Origin of the sequence: Streptomyces sp. DG1A-41 (genome assembly GCF_037055355.1) — a bacterium.
GTDB lineage: Bacteria > Actinomycetota > Actinomycetes > Streptomycetales > Streptomycetaceae > Streptomyces.
Genome location: NZ_CP146350.1, coordinates 3,421,406 through 3,441,362, shown reverse-complemented (window position 1 = coordinate 3,441,362; position 19,957 = coordinate 3,421,406). Strand labels below are relative to the sequence as shown.

Annotated in this window: 18 protein-coding genes and 1 pseudogene; 9 read left to right on the top strand and 10 right to left on the bottom strand. The window is 71.9% G+C overall.

The window, feature by feature from the left end; translation table 11 throughout:
* Positions 1–47 precede the first annotated feature (47 nt).
* The 5 genes from V8690_RS15965 to V8690_RS15945 all read left to right on the top strand — a co-directional run bounded on the left by V8690_RS15965 (position 48) and on the right by V8690_RS15945 (position 6,601).
* Positions 48–1,214: an SUKH-4 family immunity protein gene (locus V8690_RS15965; RefSeq protein WP_338779456.1), complete on the top strand. Its 1,167-nt coding sequence runs from the start codon at positions 48–50 to the stop codon at positions 1,212–1,214.
* A 114-nt stretch (positions 1,215–1,328) separates the two neighbouring features.
* On the top strand, positions 1,329–2,858 hold the full coding sequence (locus V8690_RS15960) for an MFS transporter (protein ID WP_338779455.1): 1,530 nt from the start codon (positions 1,329–1,331) through the stop codon (positions 2,856–2,858).
* A 157-nt stretch (positions 2,859–3,015) separates the two neighbouring features.
* Positions 3,016–4,815, top strand: coding sequence for a DEAD/DEAH box helicase (locus tag V8690_RS15955; RefSeq protein WP_338779453.1), 1,800 nt, complete (start codon positions 3,016–3,018; stop codon positions 4,813–4,815).
* Positions 4,816–5,091: 276 nt separating this feature from the next.
* On the top strand, positions 5,092–5,733 hold the full coding sequence (locus tag V8690_RS15950; protein ID WP_086842338.1) for a helix-turn-helix domain-containing protein: 642 nt from the start codon (positions 5,092–5,094) through the stop codon (positions 5,731–5,733).
* 76 nt (positions 5,734–5,809) lie between these two features.
* Complete coding sequence (locus V8690_RS15945) at positions 5,810–6,601, top strand: S16 family serine protease (protein ID WP_338779451.1); 792 nt, start codon at positions 5,810–5,812, stop codon at positions 6,599–6,601.
* Here V8690_RS15945 and V8690_RS15940 read toward each other — a convergent pair.
* The 7 genes and pseudogenes from V8690_RS15940 to V8690_RS15910 all read right to left on the bottom strand — a co-directional run bounded on the left by V8690_RS15940 (position 6,598) and on the right by V8690_RS15910 (position 11,612).
* Complete coding sequence (locus tag V8690_RS15940) at positions 6,598–6,786, bottom strand: hypothetical protein (RefSeq protein WP_338779450.1); 189 nt, start codon at positions 6,784–6,786, stop codon at positions 6,598–6,600. The genes V8690_RS15945 and V8690_RS15940 overlap by 4 nt on opposite strands.
* Positions 6,787–6,799: 13 nt before the next feature.
* Positions 6,800–7,384, bottom strand: a complete 585-nt coding sequence (locus tag V8690_RS15935; protein ID WP_338779449.1) for a helix-turn-helix domain-containing protein — start codon at positions 7,382–7,384, stop codon at positions 6,800–6,802.
* A gap of 65 nt (positions 7,385–7,449) precedes the next feature.
* Entirely contained in the window at positions 7,450–8,409 is a 960-nt protein-coding gene (locus tag V8690_RS15930; RefSeq protein ID WP_338779447.1) for a glycine betaine ABC transporter substrate-binding protein, read from the bottom strand.
* A pseudogene (locus V8690_RS15925) lies at positions 8,406–9,143 on the bottom strand (ABC transporter permease); the annotation flags it as partial. The pseudogene V8690_RS15925 and the gene V8690_RS15930, both read right to left, overlap by 4 nt.
* Before the next feature lie 79 nt (positions 9,144–9,222).
* Complete coding sequence (locus V8690_RS15920; protein ID WP_338779445.1) at positions 9,223–10,482, bottom strand: betaine/proline/choline family ABC transporter ATP-binding protein; 1,260 nt, start codon at positions 10,480–10,482, stop codon at positions 9,223–9,225.
* Entirely contained in the window at positions 10,475–11,122 is a 648-nt protein-coding gene (locus tag V8690_RS15915) for an ABC transporter permease (RefSeq protein ID WP_338779443.1), read from the bottom strand. The genes V8690_RS15920 and V8690_RS15915 overlap by 8 nt, the downstream gene beginning before the upstream one ends.
* Positions 11,123–11,141: 19 nt before the next feature.
* Positions 11,142–11,612 (bottom strand): Lrp/AsnC family transcriptional regulator, encoded by a 471-nt coding sequence (locus V8690_RS15910; RefSeq protein WP_020277695.1) that lies wholly within the window; start codon positions 11,610–11,612, stop codon positions 11,142–11,144.
* 123 nt (positions 11,613–11,735) lie between these two features.
* Between V8690_RS15910 and hppD the strand changes: the two genes are divergently transcribed.
* Positions 11,736–12,881 carry a 4-hydroxyphenylpyruvate dioxygenase gene (gene hppD / locus V8690_RS15905; RefSeq protein WP_338779436.1) on the top strand — a complete coding sequence of 382 codons (1,146 nt, stop codon included), beginning with the start codon at positions 11,736–11,738 and terminating at the stop codon, positions 12,879–12,881.
* A gap of 50 nt (positions 12,882–12,931) precedes the next feature.
* Here the strand turns inward: hppD and V8690_RS15900 are convergent, their stop codons facing one another.
* Positions 12,932–14,362 (bottom strand): tetratricopeptide repeat protein, encoded by a 1,431-nt coding sequence (locus tag V8690_RS15900; protein WP_338779435.1) that lies wholly within the window; start codon positions 14,360–14,362, stop codon positions 12,932–12,934.
* Between the two features lie 92 nt (positions 14,363–14,454).
* On the opposite strand from V8690_RS15900, the gene V8690_RS15895 reads away from it, so the two are divergent.
* On the top strand, positions 14,455–15,861 hold the full coding sequence (locus tag V8690_RS15895) for an FAD-linked oxidase C-terminal domain-containing protein (protein WP_338779434.1): 1,407 nt from the start codon (positions 14,455–14,457) through the stop codon (positions 15,859–15,861).
* 13 nt (positions 15,862–15,874) lie between these two features.
* Here the strand turns inward: V8690_RS15895 and V8690_RS15890 are convergent, their stop codons facing one another.
* Complete coding sequence (locus V8690_RS15890; protein ID WP_338779433.1) at positions 15,875–16,285, bottom strand: SsgA family sporulation/cell division regulator; 411 nt, start codon at positions 16,283–16,285, stop codon at positions 15,875–15,877.
* 244 nt (positions 16,286–16,529) lie between these two features.
* Here V8690_RS15890 and V8690_RS15885 point away from each other — a divergent pair, with 244 nt between their 5' ends.
* Both V8690_RS15885 and V8690_RS15880 read left to right on the top strand, forming a co-directional pair.
* Positions 16,530–18,353, top strand: a complete 1,824-nt coding sequence (locus V8690_RS15885; protein WP_338779432.1) for an RDD family protein — start codon at positions 16,530–16,532, stop codon at positions 18,351–18,353.
* 118 nt (positions 18,354–18,471) lie between these two features.
* Complete coding sequence (locus V8690_RS15880) at positions 18,472–19,182, top strand: RDD family protein (RefSeq protein ID WP_338779430.1); 711 nt, start codon at positions 18,472–18,474, stop codon at positions 19,180–19,182.
* Positions 19,183–19,285: 103 nt separating this feature from the next.
* Here V8690_RS15880 and V8690_RS15875 read toward each other — a convergent pair whose 3' ends face one another.
* Positions 19,286–19,564: a hypothetical protein gene (locus V8690_RS15875; protein ID WP_338785369.1), complete on the bottom strand. Its 279-nt coding sequence runs from the start codon at positions 19,562–19,564 to the stop codon at positions 19,286–19,288.
* Positions 19,565–19,957 lie beyond the last annotated feature (393 nt).

The window sequence follows — 19,957 nt, the reverse complement described above, 5'->3', positions numbered from 1 at the left end:
GCCGTGCTCCGCCTGGGGACGGTGAGCAAGCACATGCGGGGGAGCCCATGAGTACGACCGACGCCGGTTCCGCGGTGATCACCCTGACCGAGTCCGAGCTGGACCCGTGGGTCACGCACGTGTCGACGCGGCACTGGCTGACCGGGCCCGGACTGCCGTCCGACAGCGGCGTGCTGAGCTTCGCCGAGCTGGGCCGGGAGGGCCTGCGCACGGTGGCGGACTCGACGGGCGATGCGGAGGACAGGCTGTCGGCGGAGCTGCGCGAGCAGCTCGTGATAGGCGGACTGCTCGGCCCCGGAGGCCTGGAGACGGAGTCGGTCCTGCTGGACGGCGCGACGGGCGAGATCTCGACGACGTACTTCCTGCCCGACCGCCCCGACCTGATGGACCGCCGCCCCTTGGCGCCCTCGCTGCGCACGCTGGTGCGCTTCGCCGAGGCCACGGACGAACTGGCGGGCCTGCGCGGCCAGTTCGTCTCCTACGCGGGGCGCTTCGGCCCGAAGGCGGTGGCGGAGGCCTCCCAGCACCTGCTGGCCGTGTTCCGGGACGGGACGGACGGCGAGCCGGCCCCGTTCTGGAAGATGGCGGCACTGATCCGCCCGCTCTCCCTGGTCGCGGGCCGGTCCGGCGCATCCGGCCTGTCCCTGGATCTCCCGCACCGCCTCCTGGACCAGGAGTTCGGCCCCGGCAAGGTGGCCCGCTTCGAGGACGTCGACTTCCCCGCGACCCTCACGCACGAGCCGACCCGCCGCTTCCTGCGCGAGGTGGGCCTGCCTGAGGACGCCCACGTCTTCTCCCTGGACACGGACGTCCCCCTGGCGACGCTGGCGGAGTACCACGCCGACACGGACGGCCCGACGGAGCTCCCCTCCAGCGCCCACCGCCTGATACGCCTCGGCCACCTCGTCGAGGACAACAGCCTGGTCGTCGACGGCGCGACGGGCGCGGTCCTGAACTGGTGCGAGCCCGAGGCGACGCTGTACCCGCTCAACACGGACGTGTCGACCCTGGCGTTCACCCTCTGGTTGCTGCACCGCGAGCGGGCGATCGACGCCCAGTCGGACCACGAGCTGACGACCGACACCTACGACCAGCTGGCCATGACGATGCTCCAGGTCCTGTCGGCGGTCGACCCGACGGGCGTCACGGCGAGCAGCTCCGGCCGTCACTACTGGACGGACGCCTTCCAGGACGAGGCGGGCGGGGTGCTGTAGGGGCGGGGTGCCGTACGAGGACTGCTGCGCGACAAGGGCGTAGGACCAAGGTCCAAGGCAGGGACCGTCTCGCGACAGGGGTCAAAGTGCTCTGTGGCCCTTACTCTGGCGGTCATGACCACCCCGCAGCCGCGTGACGCAGATGTCGTGGATGCCGATGACCTGCCCGCCGTCCCCGCGGTGGACGACACCGTGTGGGGGCGGGCGTATCGGGCGCTGAGCTTCGGGATCGTCTCCGTCGTGCTGCTCATCGCCTTCGAGGCGACGGCGGTCGGCACGGCGATGCCCGTCGCCGCGCGGGAGTTGGACGGGGTGTCGCTGTACGCGTTCGCGTTCTCCGGGTACTTCACCACCAGCCTGTTCGGGATGGTGCTCTCCGGGCAGTGGTCGGACCGGCGCGGGCCCCTCGGGCCGTTGACGACGGGCATCGCCTCCTTCGGGGCCGGGCTGGTGCTGTCGGGGACCGCCGGGGCGATGTGGGTGTTCATCCTGGGGCGGGCCGTGCAGGGGCTCGGCGGCGGTCTGGTGATCGTCGCTCTGTACGTCGTTGTCGGGCGGGCGTATCCGGAGCGGCTGCGGCCGGCCATCATGGCCGCGTTCGCCGCGAGCTGGATCCTGCCGTCGATCGTCGGCCCGCTCGCCGCCGGTACGGTGACCGAGCAGCTCGGGTGGCGGTGGGTGTTCGTCGGGATACCCGTGCTCGTCGTCTTTCCGCTCGCGCTCGCACTGCCGCAGATACGCCGCCGGGCGTCCGGACCGGTGCCGGAGGCCGGACCGGTGCCGGAGGCCGGACCGGTGCCGGAGGCCGGACCGGTGCCGGAGGCCGAGCCGGTGTCGGAGCCCGCCCCTCCCGGCCGGCCGCGCTCCCTCAACCGGCGACGCATCCGCCTGGCCCTGGCCATCTCCCTCGGGGCCGGCCTCCTCCAGTACGCCGCCCAGGACTTGCGCCCGCTCTCGCTCCTGCCGGGCGCGGTCGGAGTGGCCCTGTTGGTGCCCGCCGTGCTCGGGCTGCTCCCGCGCGGCACCTACCGGGCCGCTCGCGGGCTGCCCTCCGTCGTGCTGCTGCGCGGCGTCGCCGCGGGGTCCTTCATCGCCGCGGAATCCTTCGTGCCGCTGATGCTGGTGACCCAGCGCGGACTCAGTCCGACGCTGGCCGGGTTCTCGCTCGCCGCGGGCGGCGGGACGTGGGCGCTGGGCTCGTGGGTGCAGTCGCGGCCGCGGTTCGAGCCGTACCGGGAGCGGCTGACGACTCTCGGCATGCTGCTGGTGGCGGCGGCCATCGCCACCGCACCGAGTGTGCTGATCGACTCCGTGCCCGTCTGGACCCTTGCCGTCGCCTGGGCCTTCGGCTGCTTCGGCATGGGCCTCGTCATCTCCTCCACGAGCGTGCTCCTGCTCAAGCTCTCCGCCCCCGAGGAGGCCGGCACCAACTCCGCCGCCCTCCAGATCTCCGACGGCCTCTCCAACGTCGTCCTGCTCTCCGCCGGCGGCGCCGCCTTCGCCGCCCTCGGCGGCGGCACGGTCACCCACACCACCACCGCCACCACCGGCTCCCATCCGGCCGCGTTCGCCGCGGTGTTCCTGCCGATGGCGGTGGTGGCGCTGGCGGGGGCCTGGGTGACGACCCGGTTGCGGGAGCGGTGAGGACCGCTTCCCGGCTGTGACGTGGATCCCACCCTGGCATGACCCGGCCTTGTCCGCGCATGGGCAGTGGTGGGCCGCCGGTAGGGTGGCCCGGTTGTCATACGTAGCCGAGCCGTCAGGCTCCCTCGAACGAGCCGCCCGACCCCCAACGGAGACCGTGACTACCACCGCCGGCACAAGCTCTGCCTCGCACCACCTGTCCCCGGCGTTCCCCGGCCGGGCCCCCTGGGGTACCGCCAGCAAGCTGCGCGCCTGGCAGCAGGGCGCGATGGAGAAGTACATCCAGGAGCAGCCGCGGGACTTCCTGGCGGTCGCCACCCCCGGCGCCGGCAAGACGACCTTCGCGCTGACACTGGCGTCCTGGCTGCTGCACCACCACGTCGTGCAGCAGGTCACCGTCGTGGCCCCGACCGAGCATCTGAAGAAGCAGTGGGCCGAGGCCGCGGCCCGGATAGGCATCAAGCTCGACCCGGAGTACAGCGCCGGGCCGCTCGGCCGGGAGTACCACGGGGTCGCCGTGACGTACGCGGGTGTCGGTGTGCGGCCGATGCTCCACCGCAACCGCGTCGAGCAGCGCAAGACCCTGGTCATCCTCGACGAGATCCATCACGCCGGTGACAGCAAGTCCTGGGGTGAGGCCTGTCTGGAGGCCTTCGAGCCCGCCACCCGCCGACTCGCCCTCACCGGTACACCCTTCCGGTCCGACACCAACCCCATCCCCTTCGTGACGTACGAGGAGGGGCAGGACGGAATCCGGCGGTCCGCCGCCGACTACACCTACGGGTACGGCAACGCGCTCGCCGACAACGTCGTCCGGCCCGTCATCTTCCTCTCCTACAGCGGCAACATGCGCTGGCGCACCAAGGCCGGTGACGAGGTCGCCGCGCGGCTCGGCGAGCCCATGACCAAGGACGCCATCAGCCAGGCCTGGCGGACCGCCCTCGATCCGCGCGGTGAGTGGATGCCGGCCGTGCTGCGCGCCGCCGACCAGCGGCTGACCGAGGTGCGCAAGGCCATCCCGGACGCCGGCGCGCTCGTCATCGCCTCCGACCAGGACTCGGCGCGCGCGTACGCCAAGCTGATCCGCGAGATCACGGGCAGCAAGGCGACCCTCGTGCTGTCCGACGACGCCGGCGCCTCCGAGCGGATCGACGAGTTCAGCGCGAACACCGACCGGTGGATGGTCGCCGTGCGGATGGTGTCCGAGGGCGTCGACGTGCCGCGGCTCGCGGTGGGTGTGTACGCCACCACCATCTCGACGCCGCTCTTCTTCGCGCAGGCCGTCGGGCGTTTCGTACGGTCCCGGCGGCGCGGCGAGACGGCCTCCGTGTTCCTGCCGACCGTGCCCGACCTGCTCTCGTTCGCCAACGAGATGGAGCGCGAGCGCGACCACGTCCTCGACAAGCCCAAGAAGGAGGGCGAGGAGGACCCCTACGCCGAATCCGAGAAGGAGATGGAGGAGGCGAACAAGGAGCAGGACGAGGACACCGGCGAGCAGGAGATGCTGCCCTTCGAGGCGCTGGAGTCCGACGCGGTCTTCGACCGGGTCATGTACAACGGCGCCGAGTTCGGCATGCAGGCCCACCCGGGGAGCGAGGAGGAGCAGGACTACCTCGGCATCCCCGGGTTGCTGGAGCCCGACCAGGTCCAGCTGCTGCTCCAGAAGCGGCAGGCCCGGCAGATCGCGCACAGCCGCAAGAAGCCGGACGAGGAGGCCGACCTGCTCGAACTGCCCGCCGAGCGGCGGCCGGTCGTCTCGCACAAGGAGATGATGGAGCTGCGGCGGCAGCTCAACACGATGGTCGGCGCGTACGTCCACCAGAGCGGCAAGCCGCACGGAGTGATCCACACGGAGCTGCGGCGTGTGTGCGGGGGGCCTCCGGCGGCGGAGGCCACGGCGGGGCAGCTGCGGCAGCGGATCGCGAAGGTCCAGGAGTGGGCCACGCGGATGAAGTGACCCCCGGGTGTACGTATGTGGGCAAAGGGAGCCAGTCGGCCTGACTCGTGCCCGGATTCTGGACGGAGCCTTCCGCTCAGCGAACCCCCTTCGCTACTGTCCGGCTACGCATACGCCCCGTGGCAGCGCCGCCGCGGAGCGCAGCCGTGAAGCGACGCGGCCCGGACAGGCCGGGCCGCCGGCCGATCGGCGGCCTCTGAAGCGCGTTGCCGACGGGACTCGGTGACGCATCCGCCGACGGGGGGCCGCCGACCTCACCACTAAGGAGTGGGCGTCGTGACCGCGGAGACCTCCCAGACGCTCGACAGGGGACTGCGTGTCCTCAAGCTGCTCGCCGACACGGACCACGGGCTGACCGTGACCGAGCTCTCCCTCAAACTGGGCGTCAACCGGACCGTGGTGTACCGGTTGCTCGCCACGCTGGAACAGCACGCGCTCATACGCCGTGACTTGGGCGGACGTGCCCGGGTCGGGCTGGGGGTGCTGCGTCTGGGGCGGCAGGTCCATCCGCTGGTGAGGGAGGCCGCGATGCCGGCGCTGCGGTCACTGGCCGAGGACATCGGCGCGACGGCGCACCTGACCCTGGTCGACGGGGCGGACGCGCTCGCCGTGGCCGTGGTGGAGCCGACCTGGACGGACTACCACGTCGCCTACCGGGCCGGGTTCCGGCACCCCCTCGACCGGGGCGCCGCGGGCAAGGCGATCCTCGCGGCCCGGCAGCACCCGATGACGGACCCGGGCTACACCCTGACCCACGGGGAGCTGGAGGCCGGCGCGTGCGGTGCGGCCGCGCCGCTGCTGGGCGTCACGGGTGTCGAGGGCAGCGTGGGCGTGGTGATGCTGGCGGACGTGGTGCCGGAGCGGGTGGGGGTGAGGGTCGTCGAGGCGGCACGAGAGGTGGCGGACGCGCTGCGCTGACGTGCGCGGAGCCCTCCAGCCGGATATCGGGCGACCTGGGCCCGGCCGGATTCCACGCCCGAGTTAGATTGAACCCGTGTTCTCTCGCCTCACGCGTCCCCAGGCCATCGCCGTCTGTGCCCTGCCCGTCGTGGCTCTGCTCGCCACGGCGGTGTTCGCGCCACTGCCGTTCTCGGTGGCGCAGCCCGGGCAGACGACGAACGTGCTCGGGGAGGACAAGGGCGACCCGGTGATCACCATCTCGGGCGCGCCGGTCCGGGACACCCGTGGCCAGCTGCGGATGACCACCATCGTGGCGACCTCGCCGGACACCCGGGTCTCGCTCCCGGACATCATCGACAGCTGGTTCCGTACGGACCGGGCGGTCATGCCGAGTGACGCGATCTACCCGAGCGGCGACACCGTCCAGGAGATCGAGCGGCACAACGAGAAGCAGATGAAGGAGTCCCAGGACGCGGCGACGCAGGCCGCGCTGAACCATCTCGGCCTCCACGCCAAGGACGTCAAGGTCGGCCTGAAGCTCGCGGACGTGGGCGGGCCCAGTGCCGGGCTGTTGTTCTCCCTCGGGATCATCGACAAGCTCGACGGCGACGGCACCGGTGGTGATCTCACGGGGGGCCGTGTCATCGCCGGCACCGGCACGATCGCCGCCGACGGCAAGGTCGGGGCGGTGGGCGGCGTCGCCCTCAAGACCCAGGCCGCCAAGCGCGACGGCGCGACCGTGTTCCTCGTCCCCAAGGCGGAGTGCGCGGACGCGCGGGCCGAGCTGCCGAAGGGCCTGCGGCTGATTCCGGTGACCACGCTGAAGAGCACGGTGAGTTCACTGGGGGCCCTGGAGACGGGGAAGGGGTCCGTGCCCAGCTGTTAGTGGGCGGCGGCCGGCCCGGGCGTCGTGGCCAGGCGGAGACCGAGTTCGACGAGTGTCCAGCCGAGCCGGGTGCGCAGCTCGCGTCGGTGCGGGGTGAGTGCGGCGGCCCGGCGGTGTTCGTCGGCCAGAACGCGAAGTTCGGCGCTGCGGGCGTGGTGCAGGACGAGATGGATGTCGGGCTGCATCGGGCAGGGCCTTTCAGTTCGTGCGGACGGGGAAGACGTGCGTGTGGACGCGCACCTGCTCGGCGTCCGGGGCGGCTTCGGCGGAAACCTGGGTGCGGTAGTGCTCCACGAGGTCGTGCATCTTCTGCACGAGCTCCAGGGCGAGCGCGGGCGGCAGGCGCAGGGTGAAGTCGCTGGCGTCCGAGGCGCGGTACCACTCCTCGGACCACTCGTGGGTGGTCCCGAGGAACGCCGAGAGTTCCTGGGCGTGTGTGGTCGCGACCTCGTGCAGGAACGCGGAGGCCGCCCCGCGCACCGTCGGGTCGGCGTGCCGCAGCAGGGACTCGTCGAACTGCACGCCACCGTGGATCGCCCGCCACCACCGTTCCCGGCCCTTGCCGTGCTCGTGGGCGTCTTCGACGAAGCCGTGCTCCGCGAGCTGCCGCAGGTGGTAGCTGGTCGCTCCGCTCGACTCGCCCAGTTTCTCAGCGAGTTGGGATGCCGTGGCGGGTCCGCCCCGGCGTAGTGCCGTCAGCAGCCGCATCCGCAGGGGATGGGCGAGGCCGCGCAGGGAGCGGGCGTCGAGCAGATGGGTGGGCCGGTCCTCGGGTTCGGGCATGCATGCAAAGGTAGCGTTGCAAAGAGTCCTTTGCAACGGCTTCTTTGTAAGTCACCCCCTCCCTGTCATTCCTCCCTGACAAGCCCCTCCTCCACCATCCACTCCAGCGCCACCTGATGCGGATCCTCCCCCTCCACATCCACCTTCGCGTTCAGCGTCCGCGCCACCGTGTTGTTCAGCTTCGCCGTCACCGGGTCCAGGACGTCCGCGATCGCCGGCCACCGCTTCAGGGTCTTCGCGTTGATCATCGGCGCGGCGTTGTAGTGGGGGAAGAACTTCCTGTCGTCCGCCATCACCGCCAGGTTCATGGACTTGATGCGCCCGTCGGTGGTGAACACCTCCCCGTACGGGCAACTCCCTTTCGACGTCTGGGTGTAGATGATCCCGGTGTCCATCTGCGTGACGTTCCGCGCCGGCAGCTTCATCCCGTACGTCCGCTGCATGCCCGGCAACCCGTCCGCCCGGTTGGCGAACTCGACCTCCACGCACAGTTTCACCGCCCCCGGGTCGGACTTCGCCAGCTCCGCCACGTCCGACAGGGTCTTCGTGCCGTACTTCTTCGCGTTCGCCTGGTTCATCGCCAGCGCGTACGTGTTGTTCAGGGACGACGGCCGCAACCAGGTCAGCCCGTTCGCCGCGTCGGCCTTCCGCACCGCCTCCCACTGCTCGCGCGGATCGGTGATCGGCTCGCTGTGCCCCAGGTACGTGATCCAGGCCGTGCCCGTGTACTCGTACCCGGCGTCTGCGTCGCCCTTCCGGACGGCCTCGCGGCTGCCGAGGGAACCCTGGATGCCCGTGCGGTCGAGCACCTGCGCCCCGGCCGCCTCCAGGGCGATGCCCATGATCGCTCCGAGGATCAGCCCCTCGGTGAACGACTTCGACGTCACCGTCAGGCTCGCGCCCTTGAGCGGCTCGCCCCGCCCGACCGACCCGGGCCGCACGTCGTCCGCCATGGGGGAGCCGCTGGTCAGGCCGCACCCCGCGACCAGCAGCCCCGCCGCCACCAGGCCCATCCGCCGTCTCATGGCCGGAGCCCCCGCGGCCGCAGGAGAACTTCCGCCAGCGAGGCCAGCCAGTCCACCAGCAGGGCCAGGGCCACCGTGAGGACCGAGCCCAGGACCAGCACCGGCATCCGCTGGTTGGTGATCCCGGTCGTGATCAGCACGCCCAGTCCGCCGCCCCCGCCGAAGACCGCCAGGGTCGCCGTGCCGACGTTCAGCACGAGGGCCGTGCGGACACCCGCCAGGATCAGCGGGACCGCCAGGGGGAGCTCCACCCGGGTCAGGACCCCCATCGGCGACATGCCGATGCCCCGCGCCGCCTCCAGCAACGTCGGGTCGTTCGCCTTCAGGCCGGTGATCGTGTTCGACAGCACGGGCAGGACGGCGTAGACGATGATGCCGATCAGGGCGGCCCTGCGGCCGATGCCCAGCCAGATGACGAGCAGCGCCAGCAGGCCGATCGCGGGGGTCGCCTGGCCCGTGTTGGCGAACGCCATCGCCGCCGGGGTGGCCCTGCTGAAGGCCCCGCGGGTCAGCAGGATCCCCAGGGGGATGGCGATGATCAGCACGAAGAACGTGGAGATCGCGGTCAGTTGGATGTGCTGCCACAGGGCTTTCGAGACCTGGCCGCCCGAGAGGGCGTTCCGGGACAGCGCGTCCAGGTCTGCCCGCTGGAACCAGAGCCAGGTGGCGAGCAGTACGGCCACCAGGGCGGCGGGCAGGACGGTCAGCTTCTGCCAGCCGACGCGCCGGGGCGGGGGGCCGGGTGAGGTCCGGGGTGCCCCGGCTTCTTCTCCGGCCGCCTGCCGGGGGTGGCGCGCACCGGCCCCGGAGCGGTCACCGCGTCCCTCCGAAGCCGCCCACGCGCGTGACGTCCCCGCCGCCCTCCTGCTCCGCGTGCGTCTGGGACGCCCGCAGGTTCTCCAGCTCGTGCTGGTGCTCCAGCGCGTCGAGCCGGTCGGCCTCCAGCATCTCGTGCACGGAGTTCAACAGCGTCTCCATGTCGACGACGCCCGTGTACTCGCCGCGCCGCCCGGTCACCGCCACCCGCCCGGCCTTGTCGGTGAGCACCGCCTCCAGCGCGTCCCGCAGGGTCGCGTCCCGGGTGACCGTGTCGTGCACCGGCGTCCCGGCCCGGGCCAGGGAGCCCCGGGCCCGCATCAGGTCGCCTCGCCTGAGCCACTTGTAGGGGCGGCCGCGCCGGTCGAGCAGCAGGACCTCGCTGGTGCCGCCGTTTCGCAGCCGGTTGAAGATCTGCTGCAAGGGGTCGTCGATCGTCACCGTCGGATAGTCGGTGATCTCCACGTCCCGTACGCGTGTCAGGTTCAGCCGCTTCAGCGCCGCCCCGGCGCCGACGAACCCGGACACGAAGTCGTCCGCCGGGTTGGTGAGGATGGCCTCCGGGGTGTCGAACTGCGCGATGTGGGACCGTTCGCGCAGGACGGCGATCCGGTCGCCGATCTTGATCGCCTCGTCGAAGTCGTGCGTGACGAAGACGATCGTCTTGTGCAGCTCGTGCTGGAGCCGGATCAGCTCGTCCTGGAGATGGTCGCGGGTGATCGGGTCCACCGCCCCGAACGGCTCGTCCATCAGCAACACCGGGGGATCGGCGGCGAGGGCCCGCGCCACGCCCACGCGCTGCTGCTGGCCGCCGGAGAGCTGGCGCGGGTAGCGGCCGTGGAACTCGCCGGGGTCGAGGCCGACGAGGTCGAGCAGTTCCTCGGTCCGCGCCCTGATCCGGGCCTTCGGCCAGCCGATCATCCTCGGTACGAGCGCGATGTTCTGCGCGACCGTCATGTGCGGGAAGAGCCCGGCGGACTGGATCGCGTAGCCGACCTTGCGGCGCAGCTTGACCGGGTCGATGTCGGTGACGTCCTCGCCGCCCATCCGGATACGGCCGCCGGTCGGCTCGATCAACCTGTTGATCATCTTGAGCGTGGTCGACTTGCCGCAGCCCGAGGGGCCGACGAGGACGACGACCTCGCCCGCCTTGATCTCCATGCTCACGTCGTCCACGGCCGGCTGCGCACCGCCGGGGTACCGCTTGGTCAGGTTCTGCAGCTCGATGGAGGCCCCGTGCTCGCCGCTCTCAGGCACGGATCCCCCTGGGAATGGTCAGCCGCCCGATCAGGACGTACGCGGCGTCGAACAGCAGCGCCAGGACGATGATGCCGAGCGTGCCCGCGAGGACCTGGTTGAGCGCGTTGGCGCTGCCCAGCGAGGCGAGGCCGCGGAAGATGATGTTGCCGAGGCCGGGTCCTGAGGCGTACGCCGCGATGGCCGCGATGCCCATCAGCATCTGGGTCGCGACCCGGATCCCGGTCAGGATCGGCGGCCAGGCCAGCGGCAGCTCGATCCGCAGCAGCCGGGCCGGCCGGGACATCCCGATGCCCGTGGCCGCGTCCACCAGCGACGGGTCGACCCCGCGCAGCCCGACGATCGCGTTGCGCACCACCGGCAGCAGCCCGTACAGCGTCAGCGCGATCACCGTCGGCGCCACGCCCAGCCCCACGACCGGGATGAGCAGGCCGATCAGGGCGAGCGCCGGCACGGTCAGAACGGTGGCGGTGGCCGTGGTCGCGAGGTTCCCGGCCCACTCGCTGCGGTAGGTGGCGACGCCGATCAGGACCCCGAGCACGGTCGCGACGACCATGCACTGGAAGACGGCGCTCGCGTGCTGGTAGGTGTCCGTGAGCAGCTGCTGGTGCCGGTTGGCCAGATACTCCCAGAAGTTCACACGCGCTCACCCCATGACTTCAGGTCTCCTCCGCGGCCTGCTCCACCAGCGGGATGATCCGCAGCGGAACGGGGTTCTCCATGACGATCGCCGTGGAGGCCCGGACGATGCCATCAAAACCGACGACCCGGTCGATCACACGCTGGAGATCGGCGTTCGAGCGGGCCACCAGCCGGCACAGCATGTCCCCGCTGCCGGTGGTGGTGTGCAGCTCCAGCACCTCGGGCACGGTCGCCAAGTGGGCCCGAACGTCGGCGCCTTGCCCCTGCCGGATCTGGAGCGTGGCGAAGGCGGTGACCGGATAGCCGAGCGCCGCCGGATCCACCTCCGGACCGAATCCGCGGATGACTCCGTTCGACTGAAGCCGGTCGAGCCGCGCCTGCACGGTGCCCCGGGCCACGCCCAGCCGCCGGGACATCTCCAGCACCCCGATCCGCGGCTCCCGGGCGAGCAGCAGAATGATCCGGCCGTCCAGATGATCGATCGCCACAGCAGCCTCCCGGCATGGTCATCCTGTACAGAGATGCCCTTGATACGGCCGTATCGCTGAACAGATTGCCCAGTGAAAACACAAACTATTGCGCACCTTGCCGAGCGGGGAGACCCTGCGGCTATGACGCAGACCACACACCACACTCCCGACACCGCCCGGCAGGCCGACCCCTTCCCGGTCAAGGGAATGGACGCGGTCGTCTTCGCCGTGGGCAACGCCAAGCAGGCGGCGCACTACTACTCCACCGCCTTCGGCATGAAGCTGGTCGCCTACTCCGGACCGGAGAACGGCAGCCGCGAGACCGCGAGCTACGTGCTGGAGAACGGCTCCGCCCGCTTCGTCCTCACCTCGGTCGTCAAGCCGTCCACCGACTGGGGACACTTCCTCGCCCGGCACGTGGCCGAGCACGGCGACGGCGTCGTCGACCTCGCCATCCAGGTGCCGGACGCGCGCGCCGCGTTCGCCTACGCCGTCGAGCACGGCGCCCGCCCGGTCGCCGAGCCGTACGAGCGCAAGGACGAGCACGGCACGGTCGTCCTGGCCGCCATCGCCACCTACGGCGAGACCCGCCACACCCTCGTCGAGCGCTCCGGCTACGACGGCCCGTACCTGCCCGGTTTCGTGGCGGCCGAGCCGATCGTCGAACCGCCCGCCCACCGCACCTTCCAGGCCATCGACCACTGCGTCGGCAACGTCGAGCTCGGCCGGATGAACGAGTGGGTCGGCTTCTACAACAAGGTCATGGGCTTCACGAACATGAAGGAGTTCGTGGGCGACGACATCGCCACCGAGTACAGCGCGCTGATGTCGAAGGTCGTCGCCGACGGCACCCTCAAGGTCAAGTTCCCGATCAACGAGCCGGCCATCGCCAAGAAGAAGTCCCAGATCGACGAGTACCTGGAGTTCTACGGCGGCGCGGGCGTCCAGCACATCGCGCTCAACACGAACGACATCGTCCAGACGGTCCGTACGATGCGCGCGGCCGGCGTGGAGTTCCTCAACACGCCCGACTCGTACTACGACACGCTGGGGGAGTGGGTCGGCGAGACCCGGGTCCCGATCGACACCCTGCGCGAGCTGAAGATCCTCGCCGACCGCGACGAGGACGGCTACCTGCTCCAGATCTTCACCAAGCCGGTCCAGGACCGCCCGACCGTCTTCTTCGAGATCATCGAGCGCCACGGCTCGATGGGCTTCGGCAAGGGCAACTTCAAGGCCCTGTTCGAGGCGATCGAGCGTGAGCAGGCCCGCCGCGGCAACCTGTGATCCGATCGCCCCTGTGAGCTCGTGCGGGTGTCACGGGGCACCCGCCCGCCTCACTCCCCGCCCATCTCCGGCACCCCCTCGTCCGGCGGCTCCCCCAGCGCATCCAACGCCGCCCGCGCCGCAGGCACATGCAGGGGCGAGAAGTGCGGGTTGATCCGCAGCGCCTCCGCGAGGTGCCGTCGCGCGGCCCCGTAGCGCTCCAGTTCCCGCTCGATCATGCCGCGGTGATACGCGTACGCCGCACTGCGCACCCCGCCCCCGTGCTGGTCCTCCGTCGCCCGCACCGCGAAGCGCAGCGCCCTCTCCGACTCGCCGGACCGGTGCAGCGCCCAGCCCAGCGCGTCGGCGACCTCGGTCCCGGGCTGGCGGCGCCACTGCGCCCGCAGCCGCCGTACCGCTTCCCGCGGATCGCCGTGGTCCGCCTCGTACTGGCCCAGCACCAGCTCATCGTCGGCCCCGCCCGCGGCGGCGCCCCGGACCCGCTCGCGCAGCAGGTCGTACTGCACCCGAGCCGCCTCCGGCATCCCCAGCGACTCGTACAACTCGCCCAGCTCCAGGGCGTACCGGGGGCAGGGCTGCTTGGTGAGAGCCACCCGGTACGCGTTCAGCGCCTCCGTCGTCCGGCCCAGGGCCGCCAGCGCTCTGCCCTGCCCGACCTGGGCCGCCCGCTGGTCCGGGTCGAGGCGCACCGCCTCCTGGAAGTGCCGCAGCGCCTCCTGGAGGTCCCCGCGTTCCCAGGCCAGCTGACCGGCCCGCTCCAGATAGACCGCCCGCTCGGCCGGCGCCCGCGCGCCCGCCGCCGCGTCCGCCAGCGAGGCCGCCGCGTCCTCCCGCCAGCCCCGGTCCCGGTAGACGGCCGCGGCCCGCGCCAGCACGGCGGGACCGGAGCGCAGCTGCGTCAGCCGGTCCAGCGTCCGCTTGGCCGCCGCGTGCTCACCGAGCCCGGTGTAGGCGTCGATGAGCAGCGGATACGTCGTCCACCGCCGGGGCTCCAGCTTCAGCGCCGCCTCGCCCCAGCGGCGCGCGGCGGGGAAGTCCCGGCGTGCGTTGGCCAGCGCCGCCATTCCGGCCAGGGCCCGCGTGTTCCGCCGCGGCCGCACCTTCAGCGACGTACGCAACGCCTTCTCGGCACGCGGGTAGTACGCCGGGTCCGCCAGCCGCCGCCCCTGCTCCACGTAGGCCGCCCCGAGCACCGCCCAGGACCGCGCGTCCCGCGGATGCGTCCGCAGCCGCTTCTCCCGCTCGTCGATCAGCTCCGCCAGGTCGGGCAGCGCGACCGGTACCCCGGAGGTGACCGCCGCCATGGCCAGCGCCCCCGGCGACGGCGGAGCGGGCTCGGCGGGGCGTTCCCACGGCAGCAGCACCAGGACCCCGCCGAGCACGGCACACGCCGCGACGCAGGCGAGCACCATCCGCCGGGTGCGCGAGCGGCCCCTCGGGCTGCTCTGCTGCCGCCGCGGACCCTCCTGCTGGTTCTCCATGGCGCTCACTGTGCGTCAGTACGACGACCACACCCGGGCAGGTGAAGGGTGCCGCCGACGGGGTTCACACCGATGGCCCCGGGTGCGAACCTGTGATCATGAGCCGTATCGAAGCGCCCAGCGACGAAACGACCGGCAACCTGATCGACCTCCTGCTCAGCGGCCTGCCCGCCGAGGCGGTCCTCACCGACCCCGACGTCACGGCCTCCTACGCCAACGACATGGCGAGCTTCTGCCCGGCCGGCACCCCGGCCGTGGTCGTCCTGCCCCGCACGGCCGAGCAGGTCCAGCACGTGATGCGCACCGCCACCGCCCTGCGTGTCCCGGTCGTCCCGCAGGGCGCCCGCACCGGACTGTCCGGCGCCGCGAACGCCTCCGACGGCTGCATCGTGCTCTCCCTGACCAAGATGGACCGGATCCTGGAGATCAACCCGGTCGACCGCATCGCCGTCGTCGAGCCCGGCGTCATCAACGCCGCCCTCTCCCGGGCCGTCGGCGAACACGGCCTGTACTACCCGCCGGACCCCTCCAGCTGGGAGATGTGCACCATCGGCGGCAACATCGGCACGGCCTCGGGCGGCCTGTGCTGCGTGAAGTACGGGGTCACCGCCGAGTACGTCCTCGGGCTGGACGTCGTGCTGGCCGACGGGCGGCTCATGTCCACCGGCCGCCGCACCGCCAAGGGCGTCGCCGGGTACGACCTGACCCGTCTCTTCGTCGGCTCCGAGGGCTCGCTCGGCATTGTCGTACGGGCCGTGCTCGGCCTGCGCCCCAAGCCGCCCGAGCAGCTCGTACTGGCCGCCGAGTTCGCCTCCGGGGCCGCCGCCTGTGACGCGGTGTGCCGCATCATGGAGGGCGGCCACGTCCCGTCACTCCTCGAACTCATGGACCGTACGACGGTCAAGGCCGTCAACGACCTGGCGCAGATGGGCCTCCCGGAGAGCACCGAGTCCCTGCTGCTCGCCGCCTTCGACACCACCGCCCCGGCCGCCGACCTCGCCGCCGTCGGCGCGCTGTGCGAGGCCGCCGGCGCCACCCAGGTCGTACCGGCCGACGACGCGGCCGAGTCCGAACTGCTCCTCCAGGCGCGGCGGTTGTCGCTCACCGCGCTGGAGGCCGTCAAGGGCGTGACGATGATCGACGACGTGTGCGTGCCCCGCTCCCGGCTCGCCGAGCTGCTCGAAGGGGTCGACCGGATCGCCGAGAAGTACCAGCTCACCATCGGGGTCGTCGCCCATGCGGGGGACGGCAACACCCACCCGACGGTGTGCTTCGACGCTGCGGATCCGGACGAGTCCCGGCGCGCCCGCGAGTCCTTCGACGAAATCATGGCCCTCGGCCTGGAACTCGGCGGCACCATCACCGGCGAGCACGGCGTCGGCGTGCTGAAGAAGGAGTGGCTGGCGCGCGAGATCGGCCCCGTGGGGATGGAGATGCAGCGGGCCGTCAAGCAGGCCTTCGACCCGCTGGGCATCCTGAACCCGGGCAAGCTGTTCTGAAGGTCGCGCGTCCTCACTGGGCGAGCAACTGGGCCAGCTCGTCGTCGAGACCGAGCTGCTCACCCTCCGTCCCCGGCGGGACCACCCGCAGCGTGCGCTCCAGCCAGGCCGACACCTGCGCCGCGGGGACCTCCAGCAGGGCGTCCCCGTCGGGTGAAGTCAGCGCCACCAGCACGACGCTGCGTCCCTCGGCCTTCGTCGGCCACACCCGCACGTCCCCCCGCCCGCACGGCCGGAACACGCCCTCCACCAGCAGGTCCCGGGCGAACGTCCAGTGCACGGGGTGCGCGGAGTCGATGTGGAAGGTGACGTGCACGGCGTACGGATCGTCGGTGTCATAACCGAGCCGGGTCGGCACCGGGATCCGGCGCTCCGGCGACAGGACGAGTTTCAGCTCCAGTTCGCGTTCCACCACGATGCGCATGGCGGTGTTCCCTTCTCCGTACGGCTGCCCACGAGGGCCGGTCGGCAGGAGAGAGCGCGCGGGGGCGGCGGCATTACGCGCGTCGCCGGAAGTTTTTTCGCAGGGGGAGGCGTCGGGCCGCGCGATCCGTAGCACATCGGTGCTCGAAAGGGGCGGGTCCGGTGGGAGCGGCGGTGGGGGTTGCGCGCGTCTGATAGATGTGGAGGCCCCCATTTGGCCCTCGAGCAGATACGGGACGACGGAGATGAGCGCCCCAACCCCGGCCCCCGGTGACGACAGGCCCCGCGAAGGTTATTACCCGGACCCGTCCATTCCTGGATATGTCCGGTACTGGAACGGTGCCTCCTGGGTACCGGGCACCAGCCGTCCCGCGCCCAAGGACGGGGAGACGCTCGCGCCGCCGCCCGGTGCCGGCTCGGGCTCCGGCTCCGGCTCGGGCTCGGGCTCCGGCACGGCTTCGGTCGAGGAGACCGGACCGCACTTCTTCGACGAGGATCCGGCCGACGAGCCGTCCCCTGCCGACGCCCAGCACGGCAGCCGTCCCGAGCCCGCCACCGCCTGGGGCGCCGACCGCTCCCGTCAGTCGGGCTTCGGCGGCGACCAGGACCGCCGTGTCTCGTGGGGCGCACCGCAGGGCGCGCAGGGAGCAGCCCGGCAGGGAGCGGCTCAGCAGGGCGCCGACCCGAGGGTGCCGCAGGCCGACCGGCAGCCGGCAGGCGACTCCGCCCGGCAGGGGGAGCCCCCGTCTCCCGCCGAAGAGGAGGCGAACGCCGCGGCCGCCGGCAGCACGTTCGTCTTCCGCCGCCCGACGGGGAAGGCCGGGGAAGGGGCCTTTGCCGATGCCCCCGACGAGGGCACGATGACGTTCCGCGCGGTGTCGCCGCGTCCGGGCACGGCGGCGTCCGGAGGCGGTTCGAAGCCGGCCGGGGGCTCCGGCGCCAACTCAGGAACTCCGGGGTTCGGTTCTGCGGGCTCGGCGGGACCGGCAGGCTCGGGTGGTTCGGGCACTGGCCCGGCGTCGTCCGGGCTCGGTGCCCAGGCCGGGCCGGGCGGATCCGGGGGCAACTCGGCAGGGTCTGGTTTCGGCGCGCAGGGCGCGGCGGCGGGCTCCGGCGGCGGCTCCGGTGCCTCGGGATTCGGTCCGGCCAACCCGGCGGGCTCGGCGGCTTCCGGCTTCGGAGCTCAGGCCGGCCCGGTCGGCAGCCCGGCGGGACCCGCCTTCGGCGCGCCGGGCGGCGCGGCCGCCTCCGCCGACGCCTCGAACCGCCCCGGCTTCGGTGCGGGGAAGGCCGCCGCCGCCCGGGCCGCCGCCGCACAGGCCGACCCGGGCGCCCAGGCCTCCGCAGCCGCCCCGACGGCGCTGTCCGGCCCCCAGTCGGCGCCCGCCGTCCCCCCGCAGGGCGGGCCCCAGTCCGGCCCCGCCGCCTCCGCCACCCCCCTCAGCCCCGGCCCCGGCGGCGGTCAGCCCTCCTGGGCGCAGCAGGTGCACCGGCTCGCCGGAGCGGGCGGCGGTGACGAGCAGCCCGTCGCGCCCTGGAAGCCGCCGACCGAGGACGTGTTCCAGGCGGCCGCCCGGCGCCAGGCGTCGGCCCGCCCCGCGGGACTCGGCAAGCGGCTGGCCGCCCGGCTGCTGGACACCCTCGTCCTCGCCGGCATCACCGCCGGGGCCGCCGTACCGCTCGGCATCAAGGCGGTCGACCATGTCAACGAGAAGATCGAGGAGGCCAAGCTCTCCGGCGAGACCGTCACGGTCTGGCTGCTCGACGGCACCACCTCGGCGTACCTCGGCATCGTCCTGGCCGTCCTGCTGCTCGTCGGCGTCGTCTCCGAGGTGCTGCCCACCGCCAAGTGGGGCCGCACCCTCGGCAAGAAGCTGATGGGTCTCGAAGTGCGGGACATCGAGGGTCACGACGCCCCGGAGTTCGGCGCGGCCCTGCGCCGCTGGCTGGTCTACAGCGTGCCCGGACTCCTCGTCATCGGGATCGTCGGCATCGCCTGGTGCCTCTTCGACAAGCCGTGGCGCCAGTGCTGGCACGACAAGGCCGCGCACACGTTCGTAGCGGGCTGAGCGGCCCCCGTACGTCCGGAACGGGACGGCGGCGTACCGCTGCGGCACCAGGTGGATCCGTACCTCGTACGGCCGCCCGCCGGATGCGGAGCCGGGGGGTTCGCGGTCGACTCGGGCCATGAGCAGTGAACCGCCCCCCGGCTCCGGTCAGCAGCCCCCGGAAGACGATCCGTTCAGGAAGCGGCCCCCGGGCGAGCAGCCCGGCGAGGGCACGGGCTCGCCCTACGACCACCAGCCCCCGCCATACCCGGGCGGCGGCCAAGGCGGCGGTCCGAGCGGCGGCCCCTACGACGGTCCTCCCAGTGGCGGCCCCTACGGAGGCGGTCCTCCCGGCGGCGGTCCCTACGGCGGCGGCTCCTACCCCACCGACCCCCTCGCCGGCATGCCCCCGCTCGCCGACAGCGGCAAACGCACGCTCGCCCGCATCATCGACATGATCCTGGTGGGTGTCGTCGTCTGGCTGCTCACCTGGGGCTTCGGCGTCAACGAGTACGACGTGGACAGCGACCGCGTCGAGGTCGGCAAGTCCCTCTGGCAGTCGGCCGTCGCCGCCGTCCTCTACATCGCCTACGACACCATTCTGACCGCGCGGACCGGCCAGACCCTCGGCAAGAAGCTGCTGCACATGCGGGTGGCCAACCTCGACAACGGCGCCACGCCCTCCGGGCAGAACGCACTGATGCGCGCGGCGGTGCTGTGGCTCCCGTTCGCCTTCTGCTGCGCCTGCGTCTGGACCGCGATCTCGGGCGGCTGGAGCTTCTTCGACCGGCCCTACAAGCAGGGCCTGCACGACAAGGCGGCCAAAACGGTCGTGGTCAGCACCGATTGAGGCACAGATGGATCAACCGGAGGCAAGGAAGGAGCGGTCGGAGGCAAGGAAGTGGCCGCCGGAGGCAAGAATCAGCCGGCGGTAAGGAACGATCAGCCGGCGGTCAGTAGACCGCCCGCTCGCGCACCGGTTCCGGGGCCGGCCCGGGCACCGAGGCCCGTACGGGTTCCTCGGGCGCGGGCTGTTCCACCGCGGCCGGGCGCTTCCCGGGCAGCGGCACCGTCATGGCGACCAGCAGCCCGAGGGCGAGCGCCGCGACGGCGGTGATCGCGATACCCACGGCCGAACTCGTCTGTGACAGCAGCAGCATGGCGAGGGTCGAGAAGATCACGGTGCAGGAACCGTAGGCGAGCTGTGCGGCAGTCGGACGGGGCATGGCCATCATGTCCTCGAAAGTGGGGGTCCACGGGGGTGTCGGCCTGGCATTCCGCCGGCTTCCGGGCGTGCCGCCAAGCGACTTTCTCATCGGCAGCGTGCCCGAGTGGAACGAACGGTAAGCGTGACCTAATCAACAGGGCCGGAGCACAGGGGGCGCACGGAGTCATGGCGTCCACGTAGTGGACATATGTACGCGCCCACTGGACGGTGGCACGTGCCTGCCGGGCGCCGGCACGTTCCTTCAGGAGGGCGGACATCGCCTGCCGGGCGCCGGCTTCGTTGTCCGTAAAACGAACACCGACTCCGCATAGTGCACTTGACCTGTCCAAGTCAAGGTCTGTCTTTTCTTCTCAACCTCTAGTCAAATGTCGTCACTTGACTACACGCGTTGATCACG